The organism is Sphingomonas sp. CV7422, assembly GCF_027945725.1.
Taxonomy (GTDB): domain Bacteria; phylum Pseudomonadota; class Alphaproteobacteria; order Sphingomonadales; family Sphingomonadaceae; genus Sphingomonas; species Sphingomonas kyungheensis.
On record NZ_CP115900.1, the window covers coordinates 2,321,125 to 2,343,571 of the forward strand.

Below are 22,447 nucleotides of genomic sequence, written 5' to 3' on the forward strand. Positions count from 1 at the left end.
GGCTGTCTGACGAACAGATGGAGCATCTGCGGCCGTTCTGTCTCGAGAGCTACCGCAAGCCCCGAATTGGCGACCGGCGGTGACCTGACCCCAGTCTTTCATCCAGCGGCAACCAGAGACCGACCGGGTGTTGAGGGTCCCCCGGTTTCTCATCCGGGTCGAGGGTGAGTTTCCGGCGTTCATTCGGCCGCGATCTTGGCCGTGGCAGCAGCATATTCTACCGGCGTCAGCCAGCCAAGCGATGTGTGAGGGCGGCTCTCATTGTAGTCCCGCCGCCAGGCCTCGATCTTGGCCCGCGCGTCCTCCAGGGACAGGAACCAGTGCGTGTTCAGGCACTCGTCTCGCAGGCGACCGTTGAACGATTCCACGAAGGCATTGTCCGTCGGTTTGCCTGGACGGCTGAAGTCCAGCATGACGCCGTTCTCATAGGCCCATCGGTCGAGCGCCTTCGAGATGAACTCCGGCCCATTGTCCACCCGGATGGTTCGGGGCGCACCGCGGATCGACGAGATCCGCGCCATCACCTCGACCACCTGTTCACTCTTGATGCCCTGGTCGACGTCGATCGCCAGCGCCTCGCGCGTGAACGCGTCCACCACCGTCAGCGCCCGCAGCCGCCGACCGTCGAACAGCGCGTCCGAGATAAAATCCATCGACCACATCTCGTTGGCCGCCGCAGCCGCGGGTTGCCGGTCGCGGTTGGCGGCGCTGACGTTGCGGCGAGGCTTCTTGAGCCGCAGGCTCAGTCCATCATCCCGGTAGAGCCGGTAGACTCTCTTGTGGTTCACGATCCATCCTTCCCTGCGCAGCAGAATGTAGATGCGGAAGTAGCCGTACCGCGTTCGCGTCGTGACCAGATCACGGATGCGCAGCATCAGCGGTGCCTGATCCGGCCGATGCGACACGTAGCGCACCGACGACCGGTCGACGCCCAACGCCAGGCAGCTGCGTCGCTCGCTGACGCCGTGAGACGCCTGGACGTGCGCGACGAGCTCGCGCCGTCGTCCAGGCGTCAGGGCTTTTTTGCCAGAACGTCCTGCAGAATATGCTTGTCCAGGCTCAGGTCCGCGACCACCTGCTTGAGCTTGCGGTTCTCCTCCTTGAGCAGCTTCAACCGCCGCAGCTCGCCCACCCCCAACCCGCCGTACACCTTCTTCCAACAGTAGAACGTCTGCTCCGAGATCCCCATCCGGCGGATCACCTCCGCAACCGACGTACCCGTCTCCGCCTGCTTCAGCGCGAACGCGATCTGCTCTTCCGTGTGCCTCATCTTCTTCATGTCCAGCTCCTCGCCCGCAGGCTTCAAAGGGCCGGAAAACTCTCACTCAACATGGATGAAAAAACAGGGGGGACGTCAAGCGGCACGCCGACATTTCTCTAGCCCGTATGCATGATGTTCTTGAGCGCCTCTTTGCCGGACATTGCGTCGCACGCTTGTGGCATCGTTATCTTCTGCCAAGCGACGTCAGCAAGGTACGCACAAAGTGGCTGGACAGCTGCAGCGGCATGCAGACCAGCTCGGGGCGATCGGCACTTACCCCGCCAAATTTCAAACCGCGCGCGATGCCGTGATGCACTGGGATGGTTGGTCGGTAAAAGCGCCCGATCTTGCGGCCTAACCCAAATCCAGTCATCGGGGTCCGACCGTCACCTTCTCGAAAACGGCCACTCATTCAGGCATAGGTGGTGCCACCCGGCGATTATGCGTGGCACCCAATAAAGAGCGCTATGCGGCCACTTCCCTCGCGACTTGAGCTGCACTGATACCCTCAAGCGCAAGGCCATAGGCGGTGCCTTCCTCAACCAGGCGACGCAGCCGATGGGTGAGCGCCATGCGGGTGTAGCGGCCGGTCAGCGGCGGCAAGGCAGCGATACCGTCGGCGATCTCATGCGCGCGGGCGAGCAGGCGGTCGGCCGGGACGATCTCGTTGACGGCGCCGTATTCCTTGGCTGTCCGCGCATCAAGAATCTGCCGCGTCAGCAGGAAGTAGCGACCACGTACCGAACCGATCACATGCGGCCACAGGATGTGAACGCCGTCGCCGGGTACGATGCCGAAGTCGAAATGCGGCTTATCCTGAAAAACGGTGTCGGGGGTGACCAGGACGATGTCGGCAAGCAGCGCATATTCGCTGTGGAGCAGCACCGGGCCGTTCAGTGCGGCGATCATCGGCACCTCGATATCGAGGATGTTCGACAGCACCTTGCGCCCCTCGCGCAGGATCTTATCGTACCCCTGCGGCGTGAAGAAGTCGAAGCCGTCCGGCTCGATCGCATCCATGAAGGCATTGCCCGATCCGGTCAGGATCACCGCGCGGGTATCCCGGTCCTCGCCGATCTGGTGGAACAGCTCCACGAACTGCTCATGGGTGTGCCCATTGAAGACGAGCTTGCCGCCATCGGTGTGCAGCGCGACTTCCAGCACACCGTTGTCCTTCCGGGTCAGGTGTGCATTGGGAAAGGCATCGCGATAGGTGTCGAACTTGGCCATGGTGCTGATCCTTGATCTTGGCGCGACCGGGTTGGTCGGCATGACGATCAGCTAGGCCGTCGAGCGCGGAAGCGGACGACGGCGTGTGGCGATAAGGCTTATGCCGGTTGGGAATAGACCTCGTCGAGTGCGGCTGCGACGAAGCTTGCGAACGCGCGGGCCTTCGCGCTCGCCATGCGCCCAGCCGGGAATACGGCCCAGAGATCGATCGGCGGCAGCGACCAGTCGGTCAGCAGACGCCTGATCCGGCCATCGGCCAGTTCGGGACCGAACATCCAGTCTGACCCGATCGTCAGCCCCATGTCGGCGAGCACCGCCGCGCGAAGGCCCTCCGCCGCATTGACGCGCATCCGGCCATGAACGGTCACCGACGCCTCGGTACCCTCCCGCGTGAAGGACCAGACGTCGGTCAGCTGGCTGTAGATGATGGTCTCGTGGACGGCGAGATCGGCTGGGCTCTCCGGCTCGCCAGCTCGCGCCAGATAGTTGGGCGTTGCGAACACCGACCGCCCGCCGGTCGCCAGCTTGCGTGCGACGGCCGCAGAATCCGGTAAATTGCCCATCCGCAACGAGACATCGATACCTTCTGCGATCAGGTCGATCACCCGATCGTCTAGGATGACGTCGATCTCGAGATCGGGATGATCGTCGAGAAATCGCGGCAGCAGCGGCAAGATGTAGAGCCGGGCGAAAGTCGTCGCGGCCGACACCCGCAGGCAACCGGATAGCCCTGCCCCAGCGCCGCGGGCAGCGAGCTCCGCCTCGTCCGCCTCTCGCAAGGCCGCCTTGGCCCGTTCATAGAATCGCAGCCCCGCCTCCGTCGGCGTCAACCCGTGGGTGGAGCGGATCAGAAGGCTGACTTGCAGACGCCCCTCCAGCTGCGCGATCGTCTTGGATACGGCGGGCTGGCCGACATTGAGCTGGCGTGCCGCCGCGGAAAAGGAGCCGGTTTCCACGACCCGCACGAGCGTCGCCATCGCTTGATATCGATCCACGTCATTCCTCCTCGGAATGAGCGTTATCGCTCATGGCCTGCTGCCGTGTCGAGCGGGAGCGCGGCATCTGTTCCTCACACCGCCGAGGAGCCCGCCATGATCGACGTCTACGCCTTCGCCACCCCTAACAGCATCAAGGTACTGATCGGTTTGGAGGAACTGCGGCTCGACTACACACTGCACGGCGTCAACGTTCGTAAGGGCGAGCAGAAGGATGCTGCGTTCGTCGCGCTCAATCCCAATGCCAAGGTGCCGGTGCTGGTCGACACGGCGGCCGATGGCGAACGCTTCGTGCTGACCGAGTCCGCGGCGATCCTCGTCTATCTCGCCGAGAAGACGGGCCACCTGCTGCCCGAAAGCGGCGAGGACCGGGCGCGTGTCTTCGAGCAGCTCTTCTTCCATGCCTCCGCGCTCAGCCCCGCCTTCGGCCAGTCCGGCTTCTTCCAGCGCTTTGCCGCAAAGCCGCAGCCGATCGCGATCGACCGCTTCACCACGGAAGCTCGTCGGGTCGTGACGGTCCTGAACGGTGTACTGTCCGCGCGCCGCTTCGTCGCCGGTAGCGAATTCAGCATCGCCGACATCGCCCACTACGGCTGGCTGTGGCGGCGTGAGTTCGCCGGGATCGACTTCGACGATGCGCCGCATGTCGCCCGCTGGTTCGCCGCGATCGACGCCCGCCCCGCCGTCCAGCGCGCGGTCGCCCGCGTCAACGCTCTCGCCCCCTCTGCCTGAACTTCAAATCCGAGGAGAAGACCCATGACCCTGCAAGCCCAGCTCGACGCCTTCAAGACCGACTTCGAAGCCGGCAAACCGCCTTATAACGTCCCGCCATCGGTCATCGAGACGATGCACCGCGCCACGGCCGAACTGATCGCAAGTGGCGCAGCGGGGCGCGCGTTGAAGGCGGGCGACCGGGCACCGGCCTTCACGCTCGATGATCCCGATGGCAAGCCCGTCTCCTCGGCGAAGCTGCTCGCCCAGGGGCCGCTCGTCGTCAGCTTCTATCGCGGCGTGTGGTGCCCCTATTGCAATATGGAGCTGCAGGCCTTGCAGGCCGCATTGCCGGACTTCGAAGCATTGGGCGCAAAGCTCGTGGCCATCTCGCCCCAGACCGCCGTCAACAGCCGCAAGTCGGTACGTCAGAACGCGCTCGGCTTTCCGATCCTCTCGGACACGCACAACGATGTCGCGGCCAGCTTCGGGCTGCGCTTCGAACTGCCGGACTATCTGGTCGAGCTTTACAAGGCGCTGAAGAACGATCTGCCCTCGTTCAACGGCGATCCGAGCTGGACGCTGCCGATGCCGGGCCGCTTCGTGATCGGGCAGGATGGCATCATCCTCTATGCCGAGGTGAACCCCGACTATACGCGCCGCCCAGAGCCCGAAGACATGCTGCCGGCACTTCGCCGCGCCGCCAGTGTCGCCGCCTGACCGATCGGCCCGGTCGCGATCGCGACCGGGCCTTCCCGACGGAGCATTCCATGTCCCGCACCTTCCTCGTCACCGGCGCCAGCAAGGGCATCGGCCTGGCGCTCGCCCACCGCCTGGTGCGCGCCGGCGATCATGTCGTCGGTCTTGCGCGTGGCGTCGCGCCGGACTTCCCCGGCACATTCCGCCAGGTCGATCTTGCGGATGCCGAGGCGACCGAGGCGGCCCTTACCGACCTGACGACGCGCTTCGCGTTCGACGGGATCGTCAACAATGTCGGGCTGGTCGCGCCCCAGCGATTGGGTGAGATCGCGCTGCCAGCGCTCGATGAGGTGCTTCGCGTCAACCTCCATCCGGCGGTTCAGGCGGTGCAGGCGCTGCTGCCCGGCATGAGCACCCGTGGCTGGGGCCGCATCGTCAACATCACCAGCCTCACCGTCCTCGGTGCGGTCGATCGGACCGCCTATGCCGCCGCCAAGGCCGCGCTCGCGAGCTTCACCCGCAGCTGGGCGCTGGAGCTGGCGACAACAGGCATCACCGTTAACGCCGTGTCGCCGGGCCCGACCGAAACCGACCTCTTCCGTGCCAACAATCCGCCGGGCAGCGAAGGCGAACGCCGGTATCTGGCGAACGTGCCCATGCTCCGTTTCGGCCAGCCGAACGAGATCGCCGCAGCGATCGCCTTCCTGCTGTCGGACGATGCCGGGTTCATCACCGGCCAGACGCTACACGTCGATGGCGGAGCCTCGATCGGCAAGGCCGCGTTCTGACCGCAAAACAATATTGGAGAAGATCATGACCCTACAGACCGTTCTCGTCCTCGGCGCCTCGCGAGGCCTGGGCTTTGCGCTTACCGAAGAATGGCTTGGGCGGGGGTGGCACGTCATCGCCACCGCACGCGGAAAGTCGGACGCGCTCGACCGCCTGAGCGAGCGACATCCCGGAAAGATCGACGTCGAGACGGTCGACATCAACGATGGGAACGGCGTGCGCGCCCTGCATGACCGGCTGCGCGATCGCCGCCTCGACGTGCTTTTCATCAACGCTGGCATCGCCCGTGCGATCGAAGCGAGCCCCGCCACCGCCAGCGAGGGCGACTTCCTCGACATGATGCTGACCAATGCCTTCTCGCCGATCCGCGCGGCTGAGGTGCTGCGTGACCTGGTTCCGGAGGGCGGGACCATTGCAGTCATGACGTCCGAACTCGGCAGCATCGCCAATGCGAACGGCGGCTGGCAGCTTTACGCATCCAGCAAGGCCGCGCTCAACATGCTGATGAAGGGGTATGCCGCCAAGCAGGCGCGCGACGGCCACACGCTCCTCCTCGTCGCACCGGGGTGGGTGCGGACGGACATGGGCGGCAGCGACGCCTCCCTTTCGATCGAGGAGAGTATTCCATTGGTCGTCGATATGATCGACGCCAATCGGGGCAAACCCGGGCTTCGCTATGTCGATCGCTTCGACACGACCTTGCCTTGGTGACGAAGCCCGCGGTCACCTCCCGATTCGTCCTCAACTCCGGCCATTCATTCGGGTGGGATGCCATGGACATCAGCATCGGGGCATTCGCCGGAACCGCTCTGGCCAACGGTGACATGTCAGTAGCGGCCCCTTTGCGCGACCCGTCGCCGCTGCAAGGCCAGACGAAGCGGCAGGTCCCACCAGCGGTAAGCGGCAAAGGCGAAGGCTATCGTGAAAGCATAGAGGGCCGCCGCAACCGACACCGTCACCCATGTCGTCGTGCCACCGGCAGCGATCCAATTCATGTATAGGTACACGAAGGGGTAATGCGTGATGTACAGTGGGTAGGATAGCTGTCCTGCCGCACGACACAGGCGGCTCACCACCCGACCGCCGCCCGAATGCCGCCCCAACACGATGATTGCTGGAAACAACAGCAGCACGCACACTGTCTGATACAGGCCGTTCAACTTGAGGCCACCGTAGCTGGGCAACACGGGGGCGGCGAAGATGACGCCGAGGCTCAGACTGAGCGGCACGAAGCCGATACGCCATCGCGGCAGCCGGTCATGTAGGCGGAAGATCAGCAGACCGGTGATGAACGGATAAGCAAGCCGCACGGGCGCGCCCCAAAAATTGGCGAGCCCCCAACCGGTATCGTAAGACCCCAGCGACAGCGCCATCGCCGCGGACATCAGTCCGGCGATAAGCGCCGTTATCGCCAGCGCACGCGTTTCGAGCCGCCGGAGCACCAGCGCATAGGCCAGGTTGCCGATATATTCCTGCAACAGCGTCCAGGCGGGGGCATTCAGCGGATGGCTGTCCCCCAAGCGGTTGGCCAGCGGCGCGGATGGCAAAGCGAACAACGCCATGACGAACGCAAATGCGATGCGTATTCCCGGCGCATTTTGCCGATTGCCCGCGAACGGGTCCGCCACATAGCTGAGCAGCCCGAGCACCGCGCCCAGCACGACGAGGGGATGCAGCCGGATCAACCGGCGGACCAGGAACTGGCGTGTCGACATCGTTCCCCATCGATCGTCATAGGCATAGCCGACGACGAAGCCCGACAGCGCGAAGAAGAAATCGACTGCCAGATACGCATGCGGCAGCAGCAGTCGCGGCGCGTCGAACAGCACCGTGATGCCCTGGATATGGAACGCTACCACCAGCAGCGCTGCGGTGCCGCGCAGCCCATCGAGAACCTCGAAATGAGCCTTGCCGTCGCGGATAACCACGGCATCCGGTGGACACTGCGGGATCATCGTCGTGCTGCTCGTGCGGGGTTACCCACGACTGTCTCTCCAACTGCGACATCACGGGTGACCACGCTGCCGGCGCCGACAATCGCATCGTCACCGATCGTCACGCCGGGCAAGATCAATGCGCCACCGCCGATCCAAACGTTCGCGCCGATCCGGACTGGCCGTCCGAATTCCAGCCGCCGCGCCCGCAGAGCGGGGTCGCGGGGATGGTCGGCGGTCAGGATCTGCACGCCCGGCCCGATCTGCGTACCGGCACCGATATCGACGCGCACGACGTCGAGCACGACGCAGCCGAAGTTTAGGAACGCTCCCGTGCCGAGATAGATGTTATAACCATAGTCGCAGTAGAATGGCGCTCGGACGGTAACCTGTTCTCCGACGTCCCCGATTGCCTCGCGTAGCAATTGATCGCGATCGGCCGCTGAGGCGTCAGCCATGCCGTTGTACCGAGCTATCCACGCCGCCGTGCGCGCCGCGTCGGCGGTCAGTTCGGGATCGTCGGCGGTGTAAAGCTCGCCCGCCAGCATCTTGGTCTTCTCGCTCATCACACTCAGCTCAGATCATGCAGGTCTTTGCCGAGCGGCGGGGTAATCCGCAGATCGGAAAACCGTACACCCAGCCCCTCGCGCTCGGGCGTGCAGGCCATGGGGCCGACGCGATAGGAAGACACCACGGGAAACGGTGCCAATCGAACAAGAGGCCACGTCATGCCATCCGCCGAGACCTGCAAGCGCAGCACACCGTTGGCGACCGTGGCCCGCATCCAAAAATCGCGTGGATCGTGTGCGTAAGGGCTGGTCGCCCAGTCCGAGCGACCATCGGTCAGGACGCTGCTCAACATCGCGCGGCCATCGGACAGTTCGATTCCGGCCTTGATCCAGCGACGCTCGTCGATCCGGATCATGATGCCTGCCTGATCATAAAGCTGTCGATACTCCCCGCGAATGCGCAGCTGCGCCGTGAACGCGGCTGGAGTGGCGAAACCGAGGAAATGACCGGAATCCCGCGCGAAGCCATAATGGGTTTCGCGCCAGAAATCGGTGGCCCGATCGGTGATCAGTGTCACTTCTCCGCTCGCATCGACGTTCCAGCGACGGGGCGCGTTCAGCCAGACGCCGTCGCCTCGCCCCAGTACGGTATGTACCAAGCTACCGCTGCCGCGTGCGATCGACGGGACCGCCAGCGCCGTCGCACCACCCATGACCGTGCGCCGCGATACTATTGCTTCCTGCATGCCCCCCGTCCTCCCTATAGGCTACGGCAGCGAGCGACGCCCGCTGACTGAAGATATGTACAAATGTACATATGTGCATATGCTTTGCAAAGGGGGTGCCGTGAGCGGCGGGACGAAGCGGAACGATCCTGAACGTCGACAGCGGATCATCGAAGCGACGCTGGATGTCGTCGCCGAATACGGCGTGACGGGCACCACGCATCGTCGCATCGCGGCGGCTGCAGCCGTGCCGCTAGGGTCCGTCACCTATTATTTCGCGACACTTGACGACCTTATCGCAGCGGCATTTCTGCAATTGGCCGAGCAATCGTCGGAGGAATTTGCGAAGCGGATGGCAATGGCAGGCGATCGGAACAGCGCCAAGGCGGCGATCGTCGCCATCATCGCGGGATCGATATGGGCCACACCGCGCACCTTGCTGCTCAGTTATGAACTCTATGCCTTTGCCGCACGCCATCCGCCCGTCGCCGCGGTGATGCGGCGGTGGATGAGCAACAGTCGCGCGGCGCTCGAGCGCTTCTTTGATCCGTTGACGGCAAGGGCGCTGGACGCGCTGGTCGAGGGCATCGGCATCCACAATTCAATCGACACCGAGCCGCTTGATGAAGATGCCATTCGGATGATTGTGGATCGCATAACCGGCATGGATAACAGCATGAGACAAAACTGACGGTTTGGACAAAGTGACCCGAAAACGGACATTCGCGGCCTCTTATTCGGCTCCTCACCTTCTGCCATTCATTCACGTTGGCAGCGAAGGAGGTACTGAGCCTCAGCCCTGCCGGCTGCCCCGCCAGCTTTTTCAAAAAGGATCGAACGATGGGAATAAAAGGCTTCTCAAAACTCGGCCCTAACGAGCATCGGGACGCGGGACTGATGATTGACATCGCACGATAAGCATGGCTGATGAGGCGCATGGGGATTGCGACCTCCCCACGAGGCGTCAGCCAGAGCATCGCGTCCAGCACGATCACGCAAGGGACGCATCATGCCTGCTCCAAACGCAATAACACCCGATAAGCTCGCCCGCCTCGTCGCATCGGTCGGTACGAGGACGGCCCCGTCAAGGTGGTGGGCGAGCTGTGGGACAGCCGCGTCTCCGGCGACAATGCAGGGACGCCGCTTTTGACCGGCGAGGTGAATAGGTTCGAGCTCATCCAAGCCTACTATGTCGAATGGAAGCCGACCGCCCCATTCGGGCGCGACACGAACGCGACGATCCAGGCTGGGCGGTTCCTACTCAATCTCGGCTCACGCCGGCTGGTCGCGGCCGACGACTATCGAAATACCACCAACGGCTACACCGGCGTCCGCGCCGATCTCGCCTGGCGCGGTGGGTGGAGGTCGACCGCCATCTACGTGCTGCCGCAACAGCGCCGCCCCAAAGACGTGCCCTCGCTGCGACGGAACAGCGTCGCACCGGATCGCGAGGGTTTCGATCTCGTCCTGTGGGGCGGATTGCTGAGCCGCTCGAAGACAATCGGGCGTGCGACCGTCGAAACTTCGCTCTTCCATCGTGGCGAACGCGACCGGCCAGGCAGACCGACCCGCGACCGGTCGCTCAACACGGGCGCCCTGCGCGTCATTGCCGAACCCATTGCAGGCGGCGTCGACTATGAAGTGGAGGGGATCATTCCGCGCGGACGCATCTCCACAAGCCTCGCCGCCAATGCGCCGCGCCAGGACGTCGCTCCATGGTTCTTGCATGGCGACATCGGCTACACGTTCCAGGGCGGCTGGAAGCCGCGCGTCGCGGTCGAATACGACCATGGGAGCGGAGATCGGCCGGGCGGCGACTACGAACGGTTCGACACGCTGTTCGGCATGCGCCGCGCCGACCTCGCACATGCCGGGCTCTACAACGCCATCATCCGCAGCAATTTCGTCAGTCCGGGCGCGGGGATCGAGGCTACGCCTGACAAGCGGACCAATTTGATGGCCTCGCTCCGTCCGTTCTGGCTGGCGGCTCGCCACGATATGTTCTCGTTTACGGGCGTGCGCGACGCGAGCGGCCGATCGGGTTCGTTCGCTGGCACGCAGTTTGACGGGCGGGTACGGCATCACCTGTTGAAGGCGTTGCGCCTCGAACTCGGGCGCGGAAAGACGGTGATGCCCACCATGCGAGTCTTCTATGATACCCGCGATCCAGGTCGTGTGGCTCTCTTTGGCCCGATGGGCGCTGCTTTCTGATGTTTCGTCTAGGCGGCTGCGCTGGTCTATATGCTATGGCTATCGCCGGAAATTGCCACTTTGTCTCGATAACGCAAAAGACGAAGAGGCAGAATGTCTGCGGTGGGGCAAAAGAGACTGCCCCCCTTTGTCACGATGACCCACTACCAGACGTTCAAGCTCCCTTTCCTGTACGCCAACTTCGGACACTCGTTCATCGCATCAAGAAATAGGCCTCTCGTCCCGCCCCGTGTCCGTGATTGTCCGAACCCCCTGGACAGCCGCACTTGGCACGAGCGCAACCTTCTGTATTATGAGACAATGTCTCACCCACTCCTACGCTCCCCGCCCAATCCGGCCAATGCTCCCAGTGCACGCTTCTTCGGCGACATCGGCATAACTCCCGGTGCGCGGGTGCTCGATGTCGGTTGCGGCAATGGTGACCTCAGTCGATTTGTGGCTGGGCTTGCCGGGCCAGACGGCGAAGTCGTGGCGATCGACCGGAGTGAACAGGCGCTGGCGGTAGCGCAAGAGACCGACGCAGACCTGGGTGTCGCGCGCATCCAGTATCGCGCGGTCGATCTTTCGGGTGACTTGCCCGATCTTGGCCGTTTTGACGCGATCGTCGGCCGGCGCGTGCTGATGTACCTACCCGATGCCGCCAAGGCACTGGAGCGGCTACCGATGATAGCCAATCCCAATGCCGTCTTGGCATTTCAGGAACATGCACGCACCGCCCTTCCCGCAGGACTTGGGGACCTCGCGTTGCACCGCCAGCTTTATGACTGGAACTGGAGCACGGTTGCAGCAGAAGGAGGGGATGTTGGGTTGGCGCTCCGGCTCGTCGAACTGATGCAGCAACTGGAGCTTTCGGTCGAGGAGGCGCGCGGTGACGTGCCCCCCGTTTCTTCATCCACCTGGAACTAGAGACCGGCCCTTGGAGGGACGGACGGAATGAAACGGAAGCAGTTTTCGGAAGAGCAGATCATCGGCATCCTGAAGGAGGCCGAGGCGGGTGCGGTGGTGACGGAGCTGTGCCGCAAGCACGGGATGTCGAGCGCGACCTACTATGCCTGGAAGGCGAAGTTCGGCGGCCTGGAGGTATCCGACGCAAAGCGTCTGCGGTCGCTCGAGGAAGAGAACGCACGGCTCAAGCGCCTGCTCGCCGACACGATGCTCGACAACGCCGGTCTGAAGGACCTGCTGTCAAAAAAATGGTGACGCCCGCCGCGAAGCGGCAAGCAGTCGCGCATCTCCAGACGACGCTGGGGATGAGCGAGCGGCGGGCGTGTGCTGTCGTCGGAGCGGATCGCACGAGTATGCGATATCGCTCGTGTCGAGCAGATGATGGTGACCTTCGGTCGAGGTTATGTGAGCTGGCGCAGCAGCGCCGGCGGTTCGGCTATCGACGTCTACACATCCTGCTTCGCCGGGACGGCATCACGATCAACCGCAAGAAGACCCAGCGGCTCTATCGCGAGGAGGGTCTGACGGTCAGGCGCCGGAAGGGGCGAAGGCGCGCCGTGGGCGCGCGGGTGCCTGCACCGGTGCTGGCACTCCCCAACCAGCGGTGGAGCCTGGACTTCGTCCACGACCAGCTCGTCGCCGGCCGACGGTTCCGCGTGCTCAACATCGTCGACGACGTGACGCGCGAATGCCTCCGGGCGGTGGTGGACACCTCGATCTCGGGCCGGCGGGTCGTGCGCGAGCTGGCCGATCTGATCGTCGAGCGCGGCAAGCCGAAGATGATCGTCAGCGACAACGGGACTGAACTGACGTCGAACGCGGTGCTCGCCTGGTCGGGAGATGTCGGCATTGAGTGGCATTACATCACGCCTGGCAAGCCGACGCAGAACGGGTTCGTCGAGAGCTTCAATGGTCGCATGCGCGACGAGCTGCTCAACGAGACGCTGTTCTTCACCATCGGTCAGGCCCGCTCGATCCTGGCGCGCTGGGTCGACGACTACAACACCGAGCGGCCGCACTCATCGCTCGGCTACGCGACCCCGGCCGCATTCGCTGCCGGGCTCGAACAGCAACGGGCGGGGTTAACCCCGCCCATTGCTTCACCTGCGCTCATGCGCGACAACACCCGTCGGTCTCTGGTCGCAGCTGGATGAAAGACAGGGGTCACGTCACGACGCATTCTGCTCATCGGCCGCAAGGCGAGATCGCTCTCGTTCTCACTCCGCCACGCGGCGCGAGAACTCCGAGAAGTCGCAACCGCTCAAAGCCAGTGCCGCGATCGTGAGACTGAAACCGCCAACCGCGCACCGCCTTTGAAACGGCCATCGCCGCCGAACACATGATTTCATGCCGCTCGTCTAGCGTCTGGCGGTTAATGTCTGCTTCTGGGAGGAAATCGGCCCGTCTGCTTTTGGGGATGTGGGGGCGATAGCTGGCATCGCGCCGATGCCGGCGCAGATTGATCTTATGAATGAATTGTCATGAGCCAGTATCAGTGCCGATGTTTACCTCTAGGGAAAGTCTTGTAAGAAAAAGGTGACGACAGTGATCGCACTTCTCAGCTTCAGTGTAGCTACCGCAACAGCGGAAATCGCAACCATCCCAGTGCCCCCACCACAAGCAATAGCGTTGGCCGAAGCCCACCCTAATTGGGCAATTACGGGCGTTTTTACGATGAAGGTAGCTGCTGCTGAAAGACGGCCAAACGCTCTGTAATTAAAATCCGACGCCGATTATTGGTCATCAAATAACATCACGTTCAACATCACACCAATAGTAGCGAATATGCTGGAAAAGCGTTTGGGTTCAAAACCGGAAATTGCGCTGATTGGAAAGAACATCACAGTCAAAGGCGAGCTGAAGCTTCTTCCGGTAGCCAACATGCTGGCGGGGCAACCGCGTAGCCTCAATCGATATCAGCACACCGTTTTTGTGCGCGACGCTAGTCAAATCGTTATTCAATAAGCCTGCGAGATAACAGCCTGCGCATGCGATGATGGCTGATTCAGATGAAGTATGCTGAGGCCATGGTGGGTTGTCAGCGTTCCGACCAGGGAGCGCTCAGCGCGGGGGGAACGCCGTATTCTATTAGAGAAAGGCTGCTAGCTTTCAGCCGCCAAATGGCAAAGTTGCAAACGGCCGGGGAACCAGCCGGCACCCTTCGGTAGGCCGCCGTAGCGATACGCCTACCAGATGCGTCACGCGGTTACGTACAAGGTTTGTGTGAAGCCCGTCGTTACGCAATATCCGGTTTCAGGTGGCGCGGTTCGCTGTCGGAATGGCAATGTTTGGGCGGAAGCAGCCGCCCTGCTCTGCCGCCGAGGAGACCCAGTTATGGTCATTCGAAGTGCTCTGCTGTCTTCCCAGCTCCTGCCATTCGTTCAGCTTCAGAATGACGCACCACCTTAGGCCACGTTGTGTGGGTGAACGGCTGCCATTAGGCGAAGCGGACGCGGCACCGTTCGAACGATCCGTGATGAGCGCCGAGGCATGTTCTCAAGATGCGGGCTGCCTCAGCTCGATGTTACCTCCCAAGAACGCAAGAGGATAGATAACGCGTTCTTCAAGCCGCATACGGTCGCCGGCTCTTACCAAGATTATATTGGTTGCCAAAGCAAAGCTTGACCAGCGGCTGGCTATACGCCCCTCATCCCAGTAGAAAAGGTACTGCTTCCAGTCTCGTTCGATTTCGCCGGTGAGACTCGTCAATTTTCGTTCAAGCGACTAAAGAGTTGCACCTTGCCTCGTTCGAGGGGCCCATAAAAACAACGCCGTTCCGACGCGCGATGAGCCTCGATAAGGGCCTTAAATTCCGTCAGTTGCCGCCATGCCTCACCTGGATCAGGCTCCTCTCTGACGAGTTGCAGCAGCGACTTACGCCTGCGGTCGAGGTTCTCATGTTCGAGTAAAAGTTGCTGTAAAGAGTCGCTGTTGCGAAGTTGTACAAATTCGCCTTCACCATGACGGCCGCCCATTTCGCTGAGGACGGGTGGCAAGGTTGATTTGGATTCCAACGCGTCCGCCCAAGCATTGCCGTCTTTTCCAAGCGCGACACGGGCTTCTTCGAGCTGGATGCTGGTGAGGCTAAGACCGAGCTCATCCGCAAGCATCAACGCCCGCTCAATCAGCTGAGCAACTTCGTCGATTCCATGGACCATATGCGACCTCCAAGGCGTCGGTCACGTCTGAATGACCTTTGTAGTAGCGTCGTCGCCGTCGCAGGCAAGGTGGGCCGAGCTGGAAATGGGCATGCCCGCCGTTTGGGGCTGGTTCAGGCTTGCTCAACGAATGACGCGATGGGTCCATTCGACGAAGATGTCTCCCCGAGCGCGAGCGCTATTGAGCGAAAGCTGCCGCCCTCCCCTTCGCGGCGATGACCCATATTCGGTCGTTGGCGAAGTATTTGCCCCGCCCCAACTTCGGCCATTTGTTCATCTCGAGTAAGCGTCCAATCTCACCGGTGAGGGCAAGTCGGCGAGATATGGGTATTTCAAGCCACTCATGGGGTCATCCGGGGGCGGCAGTCGGCAGATTCAATTTGATCAGAGGCCGAGTAGGCGCCGATGTTCCGCCTCGGCGAACCCGTAGGTGTCGCCGGCGAGCCTCAGCAGCCGCTCGCGATCACGCACGATCACGCGCCCGCGCACGGACCGGACAGCCTCATCCTCTTCGAGCTTGTGCAGTGCGTCGGTCACGCTGCTACGGCGGACGCCGAGCATGAGCCTGAACTCCTCGTGCGTCATGCAGATGTCGTCCTCCTGCACACGATCGTGGTAGAGCAGGATCCATCGCGCCATCCGCCGCTCGATCGAATGCGCGAGCGACGAGACGATCGTCCTAGACATTTGAATCATGACCACGTCGACGAAACGGAGCAGAACGGTTCGGATCGCCGGACGGTCGGCCAGTATCTCGTTCAACGCCGCAGCCGACAGCCGCATCGCCGTGCCGTGTTCGGCCCTCATCACCACGTCATGCGACCAACGCTCGTTGCCAAGCAGCAACTGCCAACCGATGAACCCTTCGCTGCCGACCAGCGCGACTGCGTAGCGGCGGTCACCCTCGACCGAGTCAAGTATTGCAGCGATACCGGTCAACGGAAAGCAGATGCTGTCGGCCGCATCGCCAGCGCGTGCGATCATGTCGCCATTGCGAAACGGTACCGGTTCCAGATTCGGCGCAAGGGCGGCGCGGTCAGCGTCATTCAAGAGACGCAGCAGCCCATTCGCCTCACAGGGCAACGCGTTAGACCTGCGCGTCCCATCCACGATCGAAGCCTGATCATCCATGCCGCCGCCCATACTCCCGAATTTCGCAGCCCAAACGCTTGCGTCTACTTTCGTACCGAAACGCCGAAGCGCGCTCGATGGTTGAGAAACGGATAGTTACAGGAGGGATTTTTGCGCAAAACCATTTCCATGCTGATCGCCGCGTCGACGGCGATCGCAGGCGTTCCGGCTCTCGCCCAGTCAGCCCGCTCGGTCACGGCCCCTCCTCCGCCACCTCCGCCCCCGACATCCGTGCAGCCCCCGAAAGCCGCACCCGACATGCAGTCGGTCCTGGACGCGCTTGCGTCGCTCGGCGGCAAGCCGATCGAGACGCTCACGCCGGCCGAAGCCCGGATGCAGCCCTCGGCTGCGGACGGAGCCAAAGCGGCGATGCAGAAGAAGGGTATGTCGACGGCGCCTGATCCGTCGGTAACGACGAAGGACCTGCCGTACGGCAGCGACCCCAAGCAATTCGCGCGCATCTACAAGCCGGCCGGTGCACCCGCCGGTGGCAAGGCCATGCCGGTCATCGTTTACTACCATGGCGGCGGCTGGGTCATCGCCGACGTCGACACCTACGATGCTGCGCCGCGGGCCATGGCGAAGGCGCTGAGCGCCATCGTCGTCTCGGTCGAATACCGCCATGCGCCCGAGTTCAAGTTCCCGGCGCAGCATGACGATGCGGCCGCTGCCTATCGCTGGACGCTCCAGAATGCGGCAAGCTGGGGTGGCGACCCTGCACGGATCGCGACGGTCGGCGAGAGTGCCGGCGGCAATCTTGCGGTCGCGACCGCGATCTACGCGCGGGACAACGGCCTGACGGTGCCGCGACACGTCGTGTCGGTCTATCCGATCGCAAACAGCAGTATGACGCTTCCCTCGCGGCGGGACTCGGCGAACGCCAAGCCGCTCAACACTGCGATGCTGCCGTGGTTCGGCTATTACTATCAGATGAGCAAGGCCGATGCGCAGGATCCGCGTCTCAACCTGGTCGCCTCGAACCTGCGTGGTCTGCCGCCGACGACGATCATCAACGCGCAGATCGATCCGCTCCGCTCGGATGGCGAAACGCTGGCGGCCGCGATGCGGGCGGCCGGCGACAAGGTCGAGCAGAAGACCTTCCCGGGCGTCACCCATGAGTTTTTCGGCATGGCCAAGGTCGTGAACGGCGCCAAGCAGGCGAACGACCTCGCTGTCGCGCGGCTCAGAGCAGCGCTGGCGCGTTGATCGATATGGAAGGGCGGCGACTGCCGCCCTTCTCCCCTTTCTAATCACGAGGCCGTGCCATGACCGGTTCCCCTGTCCGCTATGCACCCGACGTCGAGCAGAAGCAGCCCGATGAAGCTGATACCATCCAGCAGCTCAACGAGGCGTTCGACGTCATCCTAAAACGGACGGCGGAGGATTACGGCCATGCGGTCCGCTCCGTCCATGCCAAGGCGCATGGCGTCTTGAAGGGCGAACTCGTCATCGACGATGCCCTGCCGCATGAGTTGGCGCAGGGAGCGTTCGCCTCTCCCGGCACCCATGAGGCGCTCATCCGCATCTCGACCAATGCCGGCGACATCTTGCGCGACGGCATCAGCCTGCCACGGGGTCTCGCGATCAAGGTTCTCAATGTCCAGGGCGAGCGTCTTCCGGGTGCCGATGGAACGGCACAGGATTTCGTCACCAATAACGGCAAGGTGTTCGTGGCGAAGGACGCCAAAACCTTCCTCGGCAACGTCAAGATGCTGGCCAAGACAACCGACCGCATGGAGGGCGTGAAGGAGGTACTCTCGACCACATTGCGGGGCGTACACAACGCGCTGGAAGCGGTCGGGCTTTCCAGTCCAACTGTCGACACGCTGGGGGGTACGCCCAACGCCGATCCACTGGGCGAAACCTACAATTCGGTCACGCCATATCGCTGGGGCGATTACATCGCCAAGTATCGCCTCGTACCGATCGCGTCCGATCAGGTCGCGCTCACCGGGCGCACCGTCGAAGCGGCAGATCGCCCGGATGCGATCCGTGAGGATGTGCGTGTCGAGATGGCCCGGCTCGATGCGGAATGGGAATTTCAGGTCCAGCTTTGCCGCGACCTCAAGAAGCAGCCGATCGAAGACCCCACGGTCGAATGGGACGAGGAGGTCTCGCCGTTCCAGCGCGTCGCCGTCCTGCGCGTGCCGGCGCAAGATAGCTGGGATCCGGCCCAGGTGCGCCAGATCGATGAGGAAACACGCTTCAGCATCTGGACCGGGCTCGCGGCACACCAGCCGCTCGGCAACGTCAATCGCGCACGCAACGAAACCTACCGCCATTCCGCGGACTTCCGGGCGCGCGTGAACGGCTGCCCCTACCGCGAACCTACCAGCGCTCGCGCTTGATCACCCGGAACGAGGAAGACGCACCATGACCAAAGCCCTCGGCTACGCCGCCAAGCATTCGTTCAGCCGCCTGAAGCCCCTCGAGTTCGATCGCCCCGAGCCGAAGGCCAACGAGGTGCAGATAGACGTCCTCTATTGCGGCGTCTGCCATTCCGACATTCACCAGGTCGAGAACGACTGGGGCAATACCGTTTATCCCTGCATGCCGGGGCATGAGATCGTCGGCCGCGTCTCGGCTGCCGGGGCGGGCGTTTCGCGGCACAAGGTCGGCGACCTCGTCGGGGTCGGCTGCATGATTGACAGCTGCCGGCAGTGCGAGCCCTGCCGCGAGGGCGACGAGCATTATTGCGAGGGGCATAACAGCTGGCTGGCGACCTACAACGGCCCGATGAAGCCCGCCGCGCAGACCGAGGATGGGGTCAACACCTACGCCGAGGATAACACCTACGGCGGTTATTCGAACGTCATGGTAGTGCCTGAGGATTTCGTCCTGAAGGTGCCCGAAAGCCTGCCGATCGAAGCGGCGGCACCGATCCTTTGCGCAGGTGTCACCACCTATTCGCCGCTGAAGCACTGGGGCGTGAAGGCGGGCGACAAGGTCGGCATCGTCGGCCTGGGTGGGCTGGGCCATATGGCGGTGAAGCTCGCGGTCGCGATGGGCGCGGACGTCACCATATTTACGACCGACAAGGACAAGGTCGAACCAGGCAAGGCGCTGGGCGCCAGCCAGGTCGTGATCGAAGGTGACAAGGATGCCTACAAGGAACTCGAGCTGAGCTTCGACTTCATCCTCTCGACCATCCCGGAAAAGCATAAGGTCGACCCGTTCATCACGCTCTTGAAGCGCAACGCGACCTATTGCGCGGTCGGCGCGCTCGACCAGATTCCCGGCTACAACAATCAGGAGCTGATCATGCACCGCCGGACGCTGGCGGGCTCGCTGATCGGGTCGATCGCCGAGACGCAGGAGGTGCTCGACTTCTGCGCCGAGAAGGGCGTCGCGCCCGACGTCCAGTTGATCGACATCCAGGACGTCAATGCGGCCTACAAGAAGGTCAAAAACGAGGACGTGCGGTTCCGCTATGTCATCGACATGGCCAGTTTGAAGCGTGAGATGGACGAGGCCGCCTGATGCGCGCGCCTCCATTTCCTCCGGCAGACATGCCGGAGGATCTCCGCTCACTGCACGATGAGATGAGCGGATACATCGCCGAGCACCTCAAGGGGTTCGTATCTCGTCGGACCGATGGCGCGCTCATCGGACCATTCGCACCGATGCTCCGATTCCCGGCATTCGGTCGCGCCGCCTGGATCTACACAAAGGCGCTGATCGACAATGCGAGCCTCCCCAAGGCAGCGCACGAGGTCGCAATCCTCGCCACCGGCGCGGCGATGAATTCCCGTTATGAACTTTACGCGCACGAACGGGTCGGCGAGGCCGCCGGGCTGTCTAACGAGAAGATTGCCGCGATCGCCGCAGGGCAGCGGCCCGCCGATCTCACCGAGAAAGAACAGGCCGCCTATGACGTGGCGGCGACCTTGGCCGGCGGACGCCAGTTACCCGCCTCTACTTATGGTCGCGCCGTTCGCGCGTTCGGCGAAGATCAGACGGCAGAGCTGATCTACCTGGTCGGTGGCTATTGCCTCGTGTCGCTACTGCTCAACGCATACGACATGTCCGTGCCCGGCCGCGAGGAGGGCTTGCCCGACGACGCCCGAGAGGAAGCGGCCGGGGACCGATCGTGAGCGGTGACCAAGGTTTGGCATACTTTGCGACCGACACGCTCGACATCGTTTATCGCGACCAGGGCCCGCGGGACGGTACGGTAGTCGTGTTGCTCCATGGCTGGCCGGACGATGCCTCGACATGGGAGCATGTCAAAGGACGCCTGAACGAGGCTGGCCTGCGTACAATCGTACCGACGCTTCGTGGTTTTGGGGCGACGCGGTTCCGGAACGATGCATCGCCCCGGACGGGTAATAGCGCGATCCATGCCATGGACGTGGTCGCGCTGCTCGACGGCCTGGAGATCGACCGGTTCATGGTGGCCGGTCACGATTGGGGATCGAACATCGCTGAAGCGCTTGCGGTAGGCTGGCCAGAGCGGGTGGAACGGCTGGCGATGCTGTCGACCCCGCCCCGGCTCGGCGGCATGGCGAATCCGCCCTTCGAGCAGACCCAGCTGCAATGGTATCACTGGTTTATGGCGACCGCGCGCGGGGCGGAGGCGGTCCGTGCAGACCGCCGCGGCTTCGCCCATCTCCACTGGGTCAATTGGTCGCCGCCTGGCTGGTTTGACGAAGCAACGTTCGCTCGTGTCGCGCGGTCGTTCGACAATCCCGACTGGGTCGACGTGACGCTCCATAGCTATCGTTCCCGGTGGGATGAAGCGGCGCCCGACCCGGGCAGTGCATGGCTGGAGGAGAAGGTGAAAGCGGCTCAGACGCTGTCGCTGCCAACGCTTTACCTCCATGGAGATGCGGATGGTGTAAACCCGCCCTCTACAACTGAGGACGTCCCCTCGAAGTTCGCCGGCCCGTTCGCGGCCGTCACGCTGGCAAGCGTGGGTCACTTCCCGCAGCGCGAGAACCCAGAGGCGGTCGTCCGCCACCTTCTCACCCTCTTTACCGGCGACCCCGCCGCGCTCACCGATACGACCGACAGGAGCCTGACCATGAAGAAAGCCGCCCCCTATGCCGCCGGGATCGCCGCCATCGGCCTGATCGCCGCTGCCGCAGCCGGCGTCGCCCATGCCCAGGGACGCAGCGCGCAGCTGACGCAGGTGGCCCAGTTCGATCATCAGGCGACGGGCGTCGCCGTGACCGAGGATGGCCGTCGCTTCGTCAACTTTCCCCGCTGGACCGACGACGCGCCCATCTCGGTTGCCGAGGTGATGAAGGACGGATCCTTGCGTCCCTATCCCGACGCCAAGTGGAACAGCTGGCGCAACGCCCGCGCCAACGAACTGCCGGTCGGTGATTATTTCGTCTGCGTGCAGTCGATCGTACCCGATGGCCATGGCAACCTCTGGGTGCTGGATCCTGGCGCGCCCGGAAACGAGAAGATCCTCGAAGGCGCGCCCAAGCTCGTCCGCATCGATCTGTCATCGAACACCGTGACGAAGACGATTCTGGTTCCCGGCGACGTCGCGCTGCAGGGTACCTATCTCAACGACATCCGCTTCTCGCCCGATGGCAAGACCGGCTACATCACCGACAGCGGCACGCGCGGCGCGATCATCGTCGTCGATCTGGAAAGCGGCAAAAGCCACCGTGCGCTCGACGGGCACGCCTCGACGCAGATCGACAAGACGGTGAAGGTCACGCTGGACGGCAAGCCGCTCGTCCGTCCCGATGGCCGCCAGCCCGCCTTCGCCGCCGATGGCATCGCGATCTCCAAGGACGGCAAGACGCTCTACTATCAGGCGCTGACCGGCAAGACGCTCTATTCGATCGACACCGCCAAGCTGCGGTCGGACGTCAGCGAGACCGACAGGTCAGCTGCTGTGAAGACGGTCGCGCAGACCCACGTCGCTGACGGCCTGTGGATGAGCAAGGCAGGCGTGCTCTACCTGACCTCACCGACCGACTATGCGATCAAGCGGCTGAACGGTGCGTCCGTCGAGACGGTTCTGACCGACCGCCGGCTGCGCTGGCCCGACACCTTCTCCGAAGGGCGTGACGGGACGATGTACGTCACCGCCAGCCATATCCAGGACACCAACTGGTTCACGCCCGGCGCACCGCCGTCGATCAAGACGCAGCTGTTCTCCTTCACACCCGCCAAGTGATCGGACATCC

At 63.1% G+C, this 22,447-nt stretch carries 23 protein-coding genes; 14 read left to right on the forward strand and 9 right to left on the reverse strand.

All coding sequences use genetic code 11. The features are described from left to right. Positions 1 to 179: 179 nt before the first annotated feature. The 3 genes from PBN85_RS11215 to PBN85_RS11225 all read right to left on the reverse strand — a co-directional run bounded on the left by PBN85_RS11215 (position 180) and on the right by PBN85_RS11225 (position 3,468). A protein-coding gene (locus PBN85_RS11215; protein WP_271299026.1) for an IS3 family transposase occupies positions 180 to 1,279 on the reverse strand; the annotation gives its coding sequence in 2 pieces (ribosomal slippage) (positions 180 to 1,027 and positions 1,027 to 1,279; 1,101 coding nt in all). A 447-nt stretch (positions 1,280 to 1,726) separates the two neighbouring features. Then, positions 1,727 to 2,491, reverse strand: coding sequence for an enoyl-CoA hydratase/isomerase family protein (locus PBN85_RS11220; protein ID WP_271299027.1), 765 nt, complete (start codon positions 2,489 to 2,491; stop codon positions 1,727 to 1,729). 98 nt (positions 2,492 to 2,589) lie between these two features. Beyond that, positions 2,590 to 3,468 (reverse strand): LysR family transcriptional regulator, encoded by an 879-nt coding sequence (locus PBN85_RS11225; RefSeq protein WP_271299028.1) that lies wholly within the window; start codon positions 3,466 to 3,468, stop codon positions 2,590 to 2,592. 114 nt (positions 3,469 to 3,582) lie between these two features. On the opposite strand from PBN85_RS11225, the gene PBN85_RS11230 reads away from it, so the two are divergent. The 4 genes from PBN85_RS11230 to PBN85_RS11245 are packed head-to-tail and all read left to right on the forward strand — an operon-like array spanning position 3,583 to position 6,396. Then, positions 3,583 to 4,218, forward strand: a complete 636-nt coding sequence (locus PBN85_RS11230) for a glutathione S-transferase family protein (protein WP_271299029.1) — start codon at positions 3,583 to 3,585, stop codon at positions 4,216 to 4,218. A 24-nt stretch (positions 4,219 to 4,242) separates the two neighbouring features. Beyond that, on the forward strand, positions 4,243 to 4,917 hold the full coding sequence (locus tag PBN85_RS11235) for a peroxiredoxin-like family protein (protein WP_037534801.1): 675 nt from the start codon (positions 4,243 to 4,245) through the stop codon (positions 4,915 to 4,917). Positions 4,918 to 4,967: 50 nt separating this feature from the next. Continuing rightward, positions 4,968 to 5,684 carry an SDR family oxidoreductase gene (locus PBN85_RS11240; protein ID WP_271299030.1) on the forward strand — a complete coding sequence of 239 codons (717 nt, stop codon included), beginning with the start codon at positions 4,968 to 4,970 and terminating at the stop codon, positions 5,682 to 5,684. 25 nt (positions 5,685 to 5,709) lie between these two features. Next, entirely contained in the window at positions 5,710 to 6,396 is a 687-nt protein-coding gene (locus PBN85_RS11245; RefSeq protein WP_271299031.1) for an SDR family NAD(P)-dependent oxidoreductase, read from the forward strand. Between the two features lie 116 nt (positions 6,397 to 6,512). Here the strand turns inward: PBN85_RS11245 and PBN85_RS11250 are convergent, their stop codons facing one another. From PBN85_RS11250 to PBN85_RS11260, 3 genes are read right to left on the reverse strand one after another with little or no spacing between them, the layout of a single operon-like run. Then, positions 6,513 to 7,640, reverse strand: a complete 1,128-nt coding sequence (locus tag PBN85_RS11250; RefSeq protein WP_271299032.1) for an acyltransferase family protein — start codon at positions 7,638 to 7,640, stop codon at positions 6,513 to 6,515. Next, a complete protein-coding gene (locus PBN85_RS11255) occupies positions 7,637 to 8,185 on the reverse strand; it encodes a sugar O-acetyltransferase (protein ID WP_271299033.1) in 549 nt (182 codons plus the stop codon). Before PBN85_RS11255 ends, PBN85_RS11250 begins: the two co-directional genes overlap by 4 nt. A 5-nt stretch (positions 8,186 to 8,190) precedes the next feature. Beyond that, positions 8,191 to 8,874 carry a DUF1349 domain-containing protein gene (locus PBN85_RS11260; protein WP_271299034.1) on the reverse strand — a complete coding sequence of 228 codons (684 nt, stop codon included), beginning with the start codon at positions 8,872 to 8,874 and terminating at the stop codon, positions 8,191 to 8,193. 100 nt (positions 8,875 to 8,974) lie between these two features. Here PBN85_RS11260 and PBN85_RS11265 point away from each other — a divergent pair, with 100 nt between their 5' ends. From PBN85_RS11265 to PBN85_RS11285, 5 genes are all read left to right on the forward strand, one after another. After that, positions 8,975 to 9,544, forward strand: a complete 570-nt coding sequence (locus PBN85_RS11265; protein WP_271299035.1) for a TetR/AcrR family transcriptional regulator — start codon at positions 8,975 to 8,977, stop codon at positions 9,542 to 9,544. 368 nt (positions 9,545 to 9,912) lie between these two features. Beyond that, the gene (locus PBN85_RS11270; protein ID WP_271300885.1) at positions 9,913 to 11,064 is read left to right on the forward strand and encodes an alginate export family protein; all 1,152 of its coding nucleotides are present in this window, start codon (positions 9,913 to 9,915) and stop codon (positions 11,062 to 11,064) included. Positions 11,065 to 11,364: 300 nt separating this feature from the next. Further along, positions 11,365 to 11,970: a class I SAM-dependent methyltransferase gene (locus PBN85_RS11275; protein ID WP_271299036.1), complete on the forward strand. Its 606-nt coding sequence runs from the start codon at positions 11,365 to 11,367 to the stop codon at positions 11,968 to 11,970. A 27-nt stretch (positions 11,971 to 11,997) separates the two neighbouring features. Continuing rightward, a protein-coding gene (locus tag PBN85_RS11280; protein WP_271299037.1) for an IS3 family transposase occupies positions 11,998 to 13,163 on the forward strand; the annotation gives its coding sequence in 2 pieces (ribosomal slippage) (positions 11,998 to 12,259 and positions 12,259 to 13,163; 1,167 coding nt in all). A gap of 631 nt (positions 13,164 to 13,794) precedes the next feature. Continuing rightward, positions 13,795 to 13,974: a hypothetical protein gene (locus PBN85_RS11285; RefSeq protein ID WP_271299038.1), complete on the forward strand. Its 180-nt coding sequence runs from the start codon at positions 13,795 to 13,797 to the stop codon at positions 13,972 to 13,974. A gap of 740 nt (positions 13,975 to 14,714) precedes the next feature. On the opposite strand, the gene PBN85_RS11290 is transcribed toward PBN85_RS11285, so the two are convergent. The 3 genes from PBN85_RS11290 to PBN85_RS11300 all read right to left on the reverse strand — a co-directional run bounded on the left by PBN85_RS11290 (position 14,715) and on the right by PBN85_RS11300 (position 16,495). Continuing rightward, positions 14,715 to 15,167, reverse strand: coding sequence for a hypothetical protein (locus PBN85_RS11290; RefSeq protein WP_271299039.1), 453 nt, complete (start codon positions 15,165 to 15,167; stop codon positions 14,715 to 14,717). Between the two features lie 384 nt (positions 15,168 to 15,551). Beyond that, complete coding sequence (locus PBN85_RS11295) at positions 15,552 to 16,310, reverse strand: Crp/Fnr family transcriptional regulator (protein WP_271299040.1); 759 nt, start codon at positions 16,308 to 16,310, stop codon at positions 15,552 to 15,554. 32 nt (positions 16,311 to 16,342) lie between these two features. Further along, entirely contained in the window at positions 16,343 to 16,495 is a 153-nt protein-coding gene (locus tag PBN85_RS11300) for a hypothetical protein (RefSeq protein WP_163956801.1), read from the reverse strand. Positions 16,496 to 16,556: 61 nt separating this feature from the next. Between PBN85_RS11300 and PBN85_RS11305 the strand changes: the two genes are divergently transcribed. The 5 genes from PBN85_RS11305 to PBN85_RS11325 all read left to right on the forward strand — a co-directional run bounded on the left by PBN85_RS11305 (position 16,557) and on the right by PBN85_RS11325 (position 22,437). Beyond that, a complete protein-coding gene (locus PBN85_RS11305; RefSeq protein WP_271299041.1) occupies positions 16,557 to 17,504 on the forward strand; it encodes an alpha/beta hydrolase in 948 nt (315 codons plus the stop codon). 59 nt (positions 17,505 to 17,563) lie between these two features. Next, the gene (locus PBN85_RS11310) at positions 17,564 to 18,646 is read left to right on the forward strand and encodes a catalase family protein (RefSeq protein ID WP_271299042.1); all 1,083 of its coding nucleotides are present in this window, start codon (positions 17,564 to 17,566) and stop codon (positions 18,644 to 18,646) included. A gap of 25 nt (positions 18,647 to 18,671) precedes the next feature. After that, positions 18,672 to 19,778: an NAD(P)-dependent alcohol dehydrogenase gene (locus tag PBN85_RS11315; protein ID WP_271299043.1), complete on the forward strand. Its 1,107-nt coding sequence runs from the start codon at positions 18,672 to 18,674 to the stop codon at positions 19,776 to 19,778. Positions 19,779 to 19,840: 62 nt separating this feature from the next. Beyond that, entirely contained in the window at positions 19,841 to 20,392 is a 552-nt protein-coding gene (locus tag PBN85_RS11320) for a carboxymuconolactone decarboxylase family protein (RefSeq protein WP_271299044.1), read from the forward strand. Next, a complete protein-coding gene (locus tag PBN85_RS11325) occupies positions 20,389 to 22,437 on the forward strand; it encodes an L-dopachrome tautomerase-related protein (RefSeq protein ID WP_271299045.1) in 2,049 nt (682 codons plus the stop codon). The genes PBN85_RS11320 and PBN85_RS11325 overlap by 4 nt, the downstream gene beginning before the upstream one ends. Positions 22,438 to 22,447 lie beyond the last annotated feature (10 nt).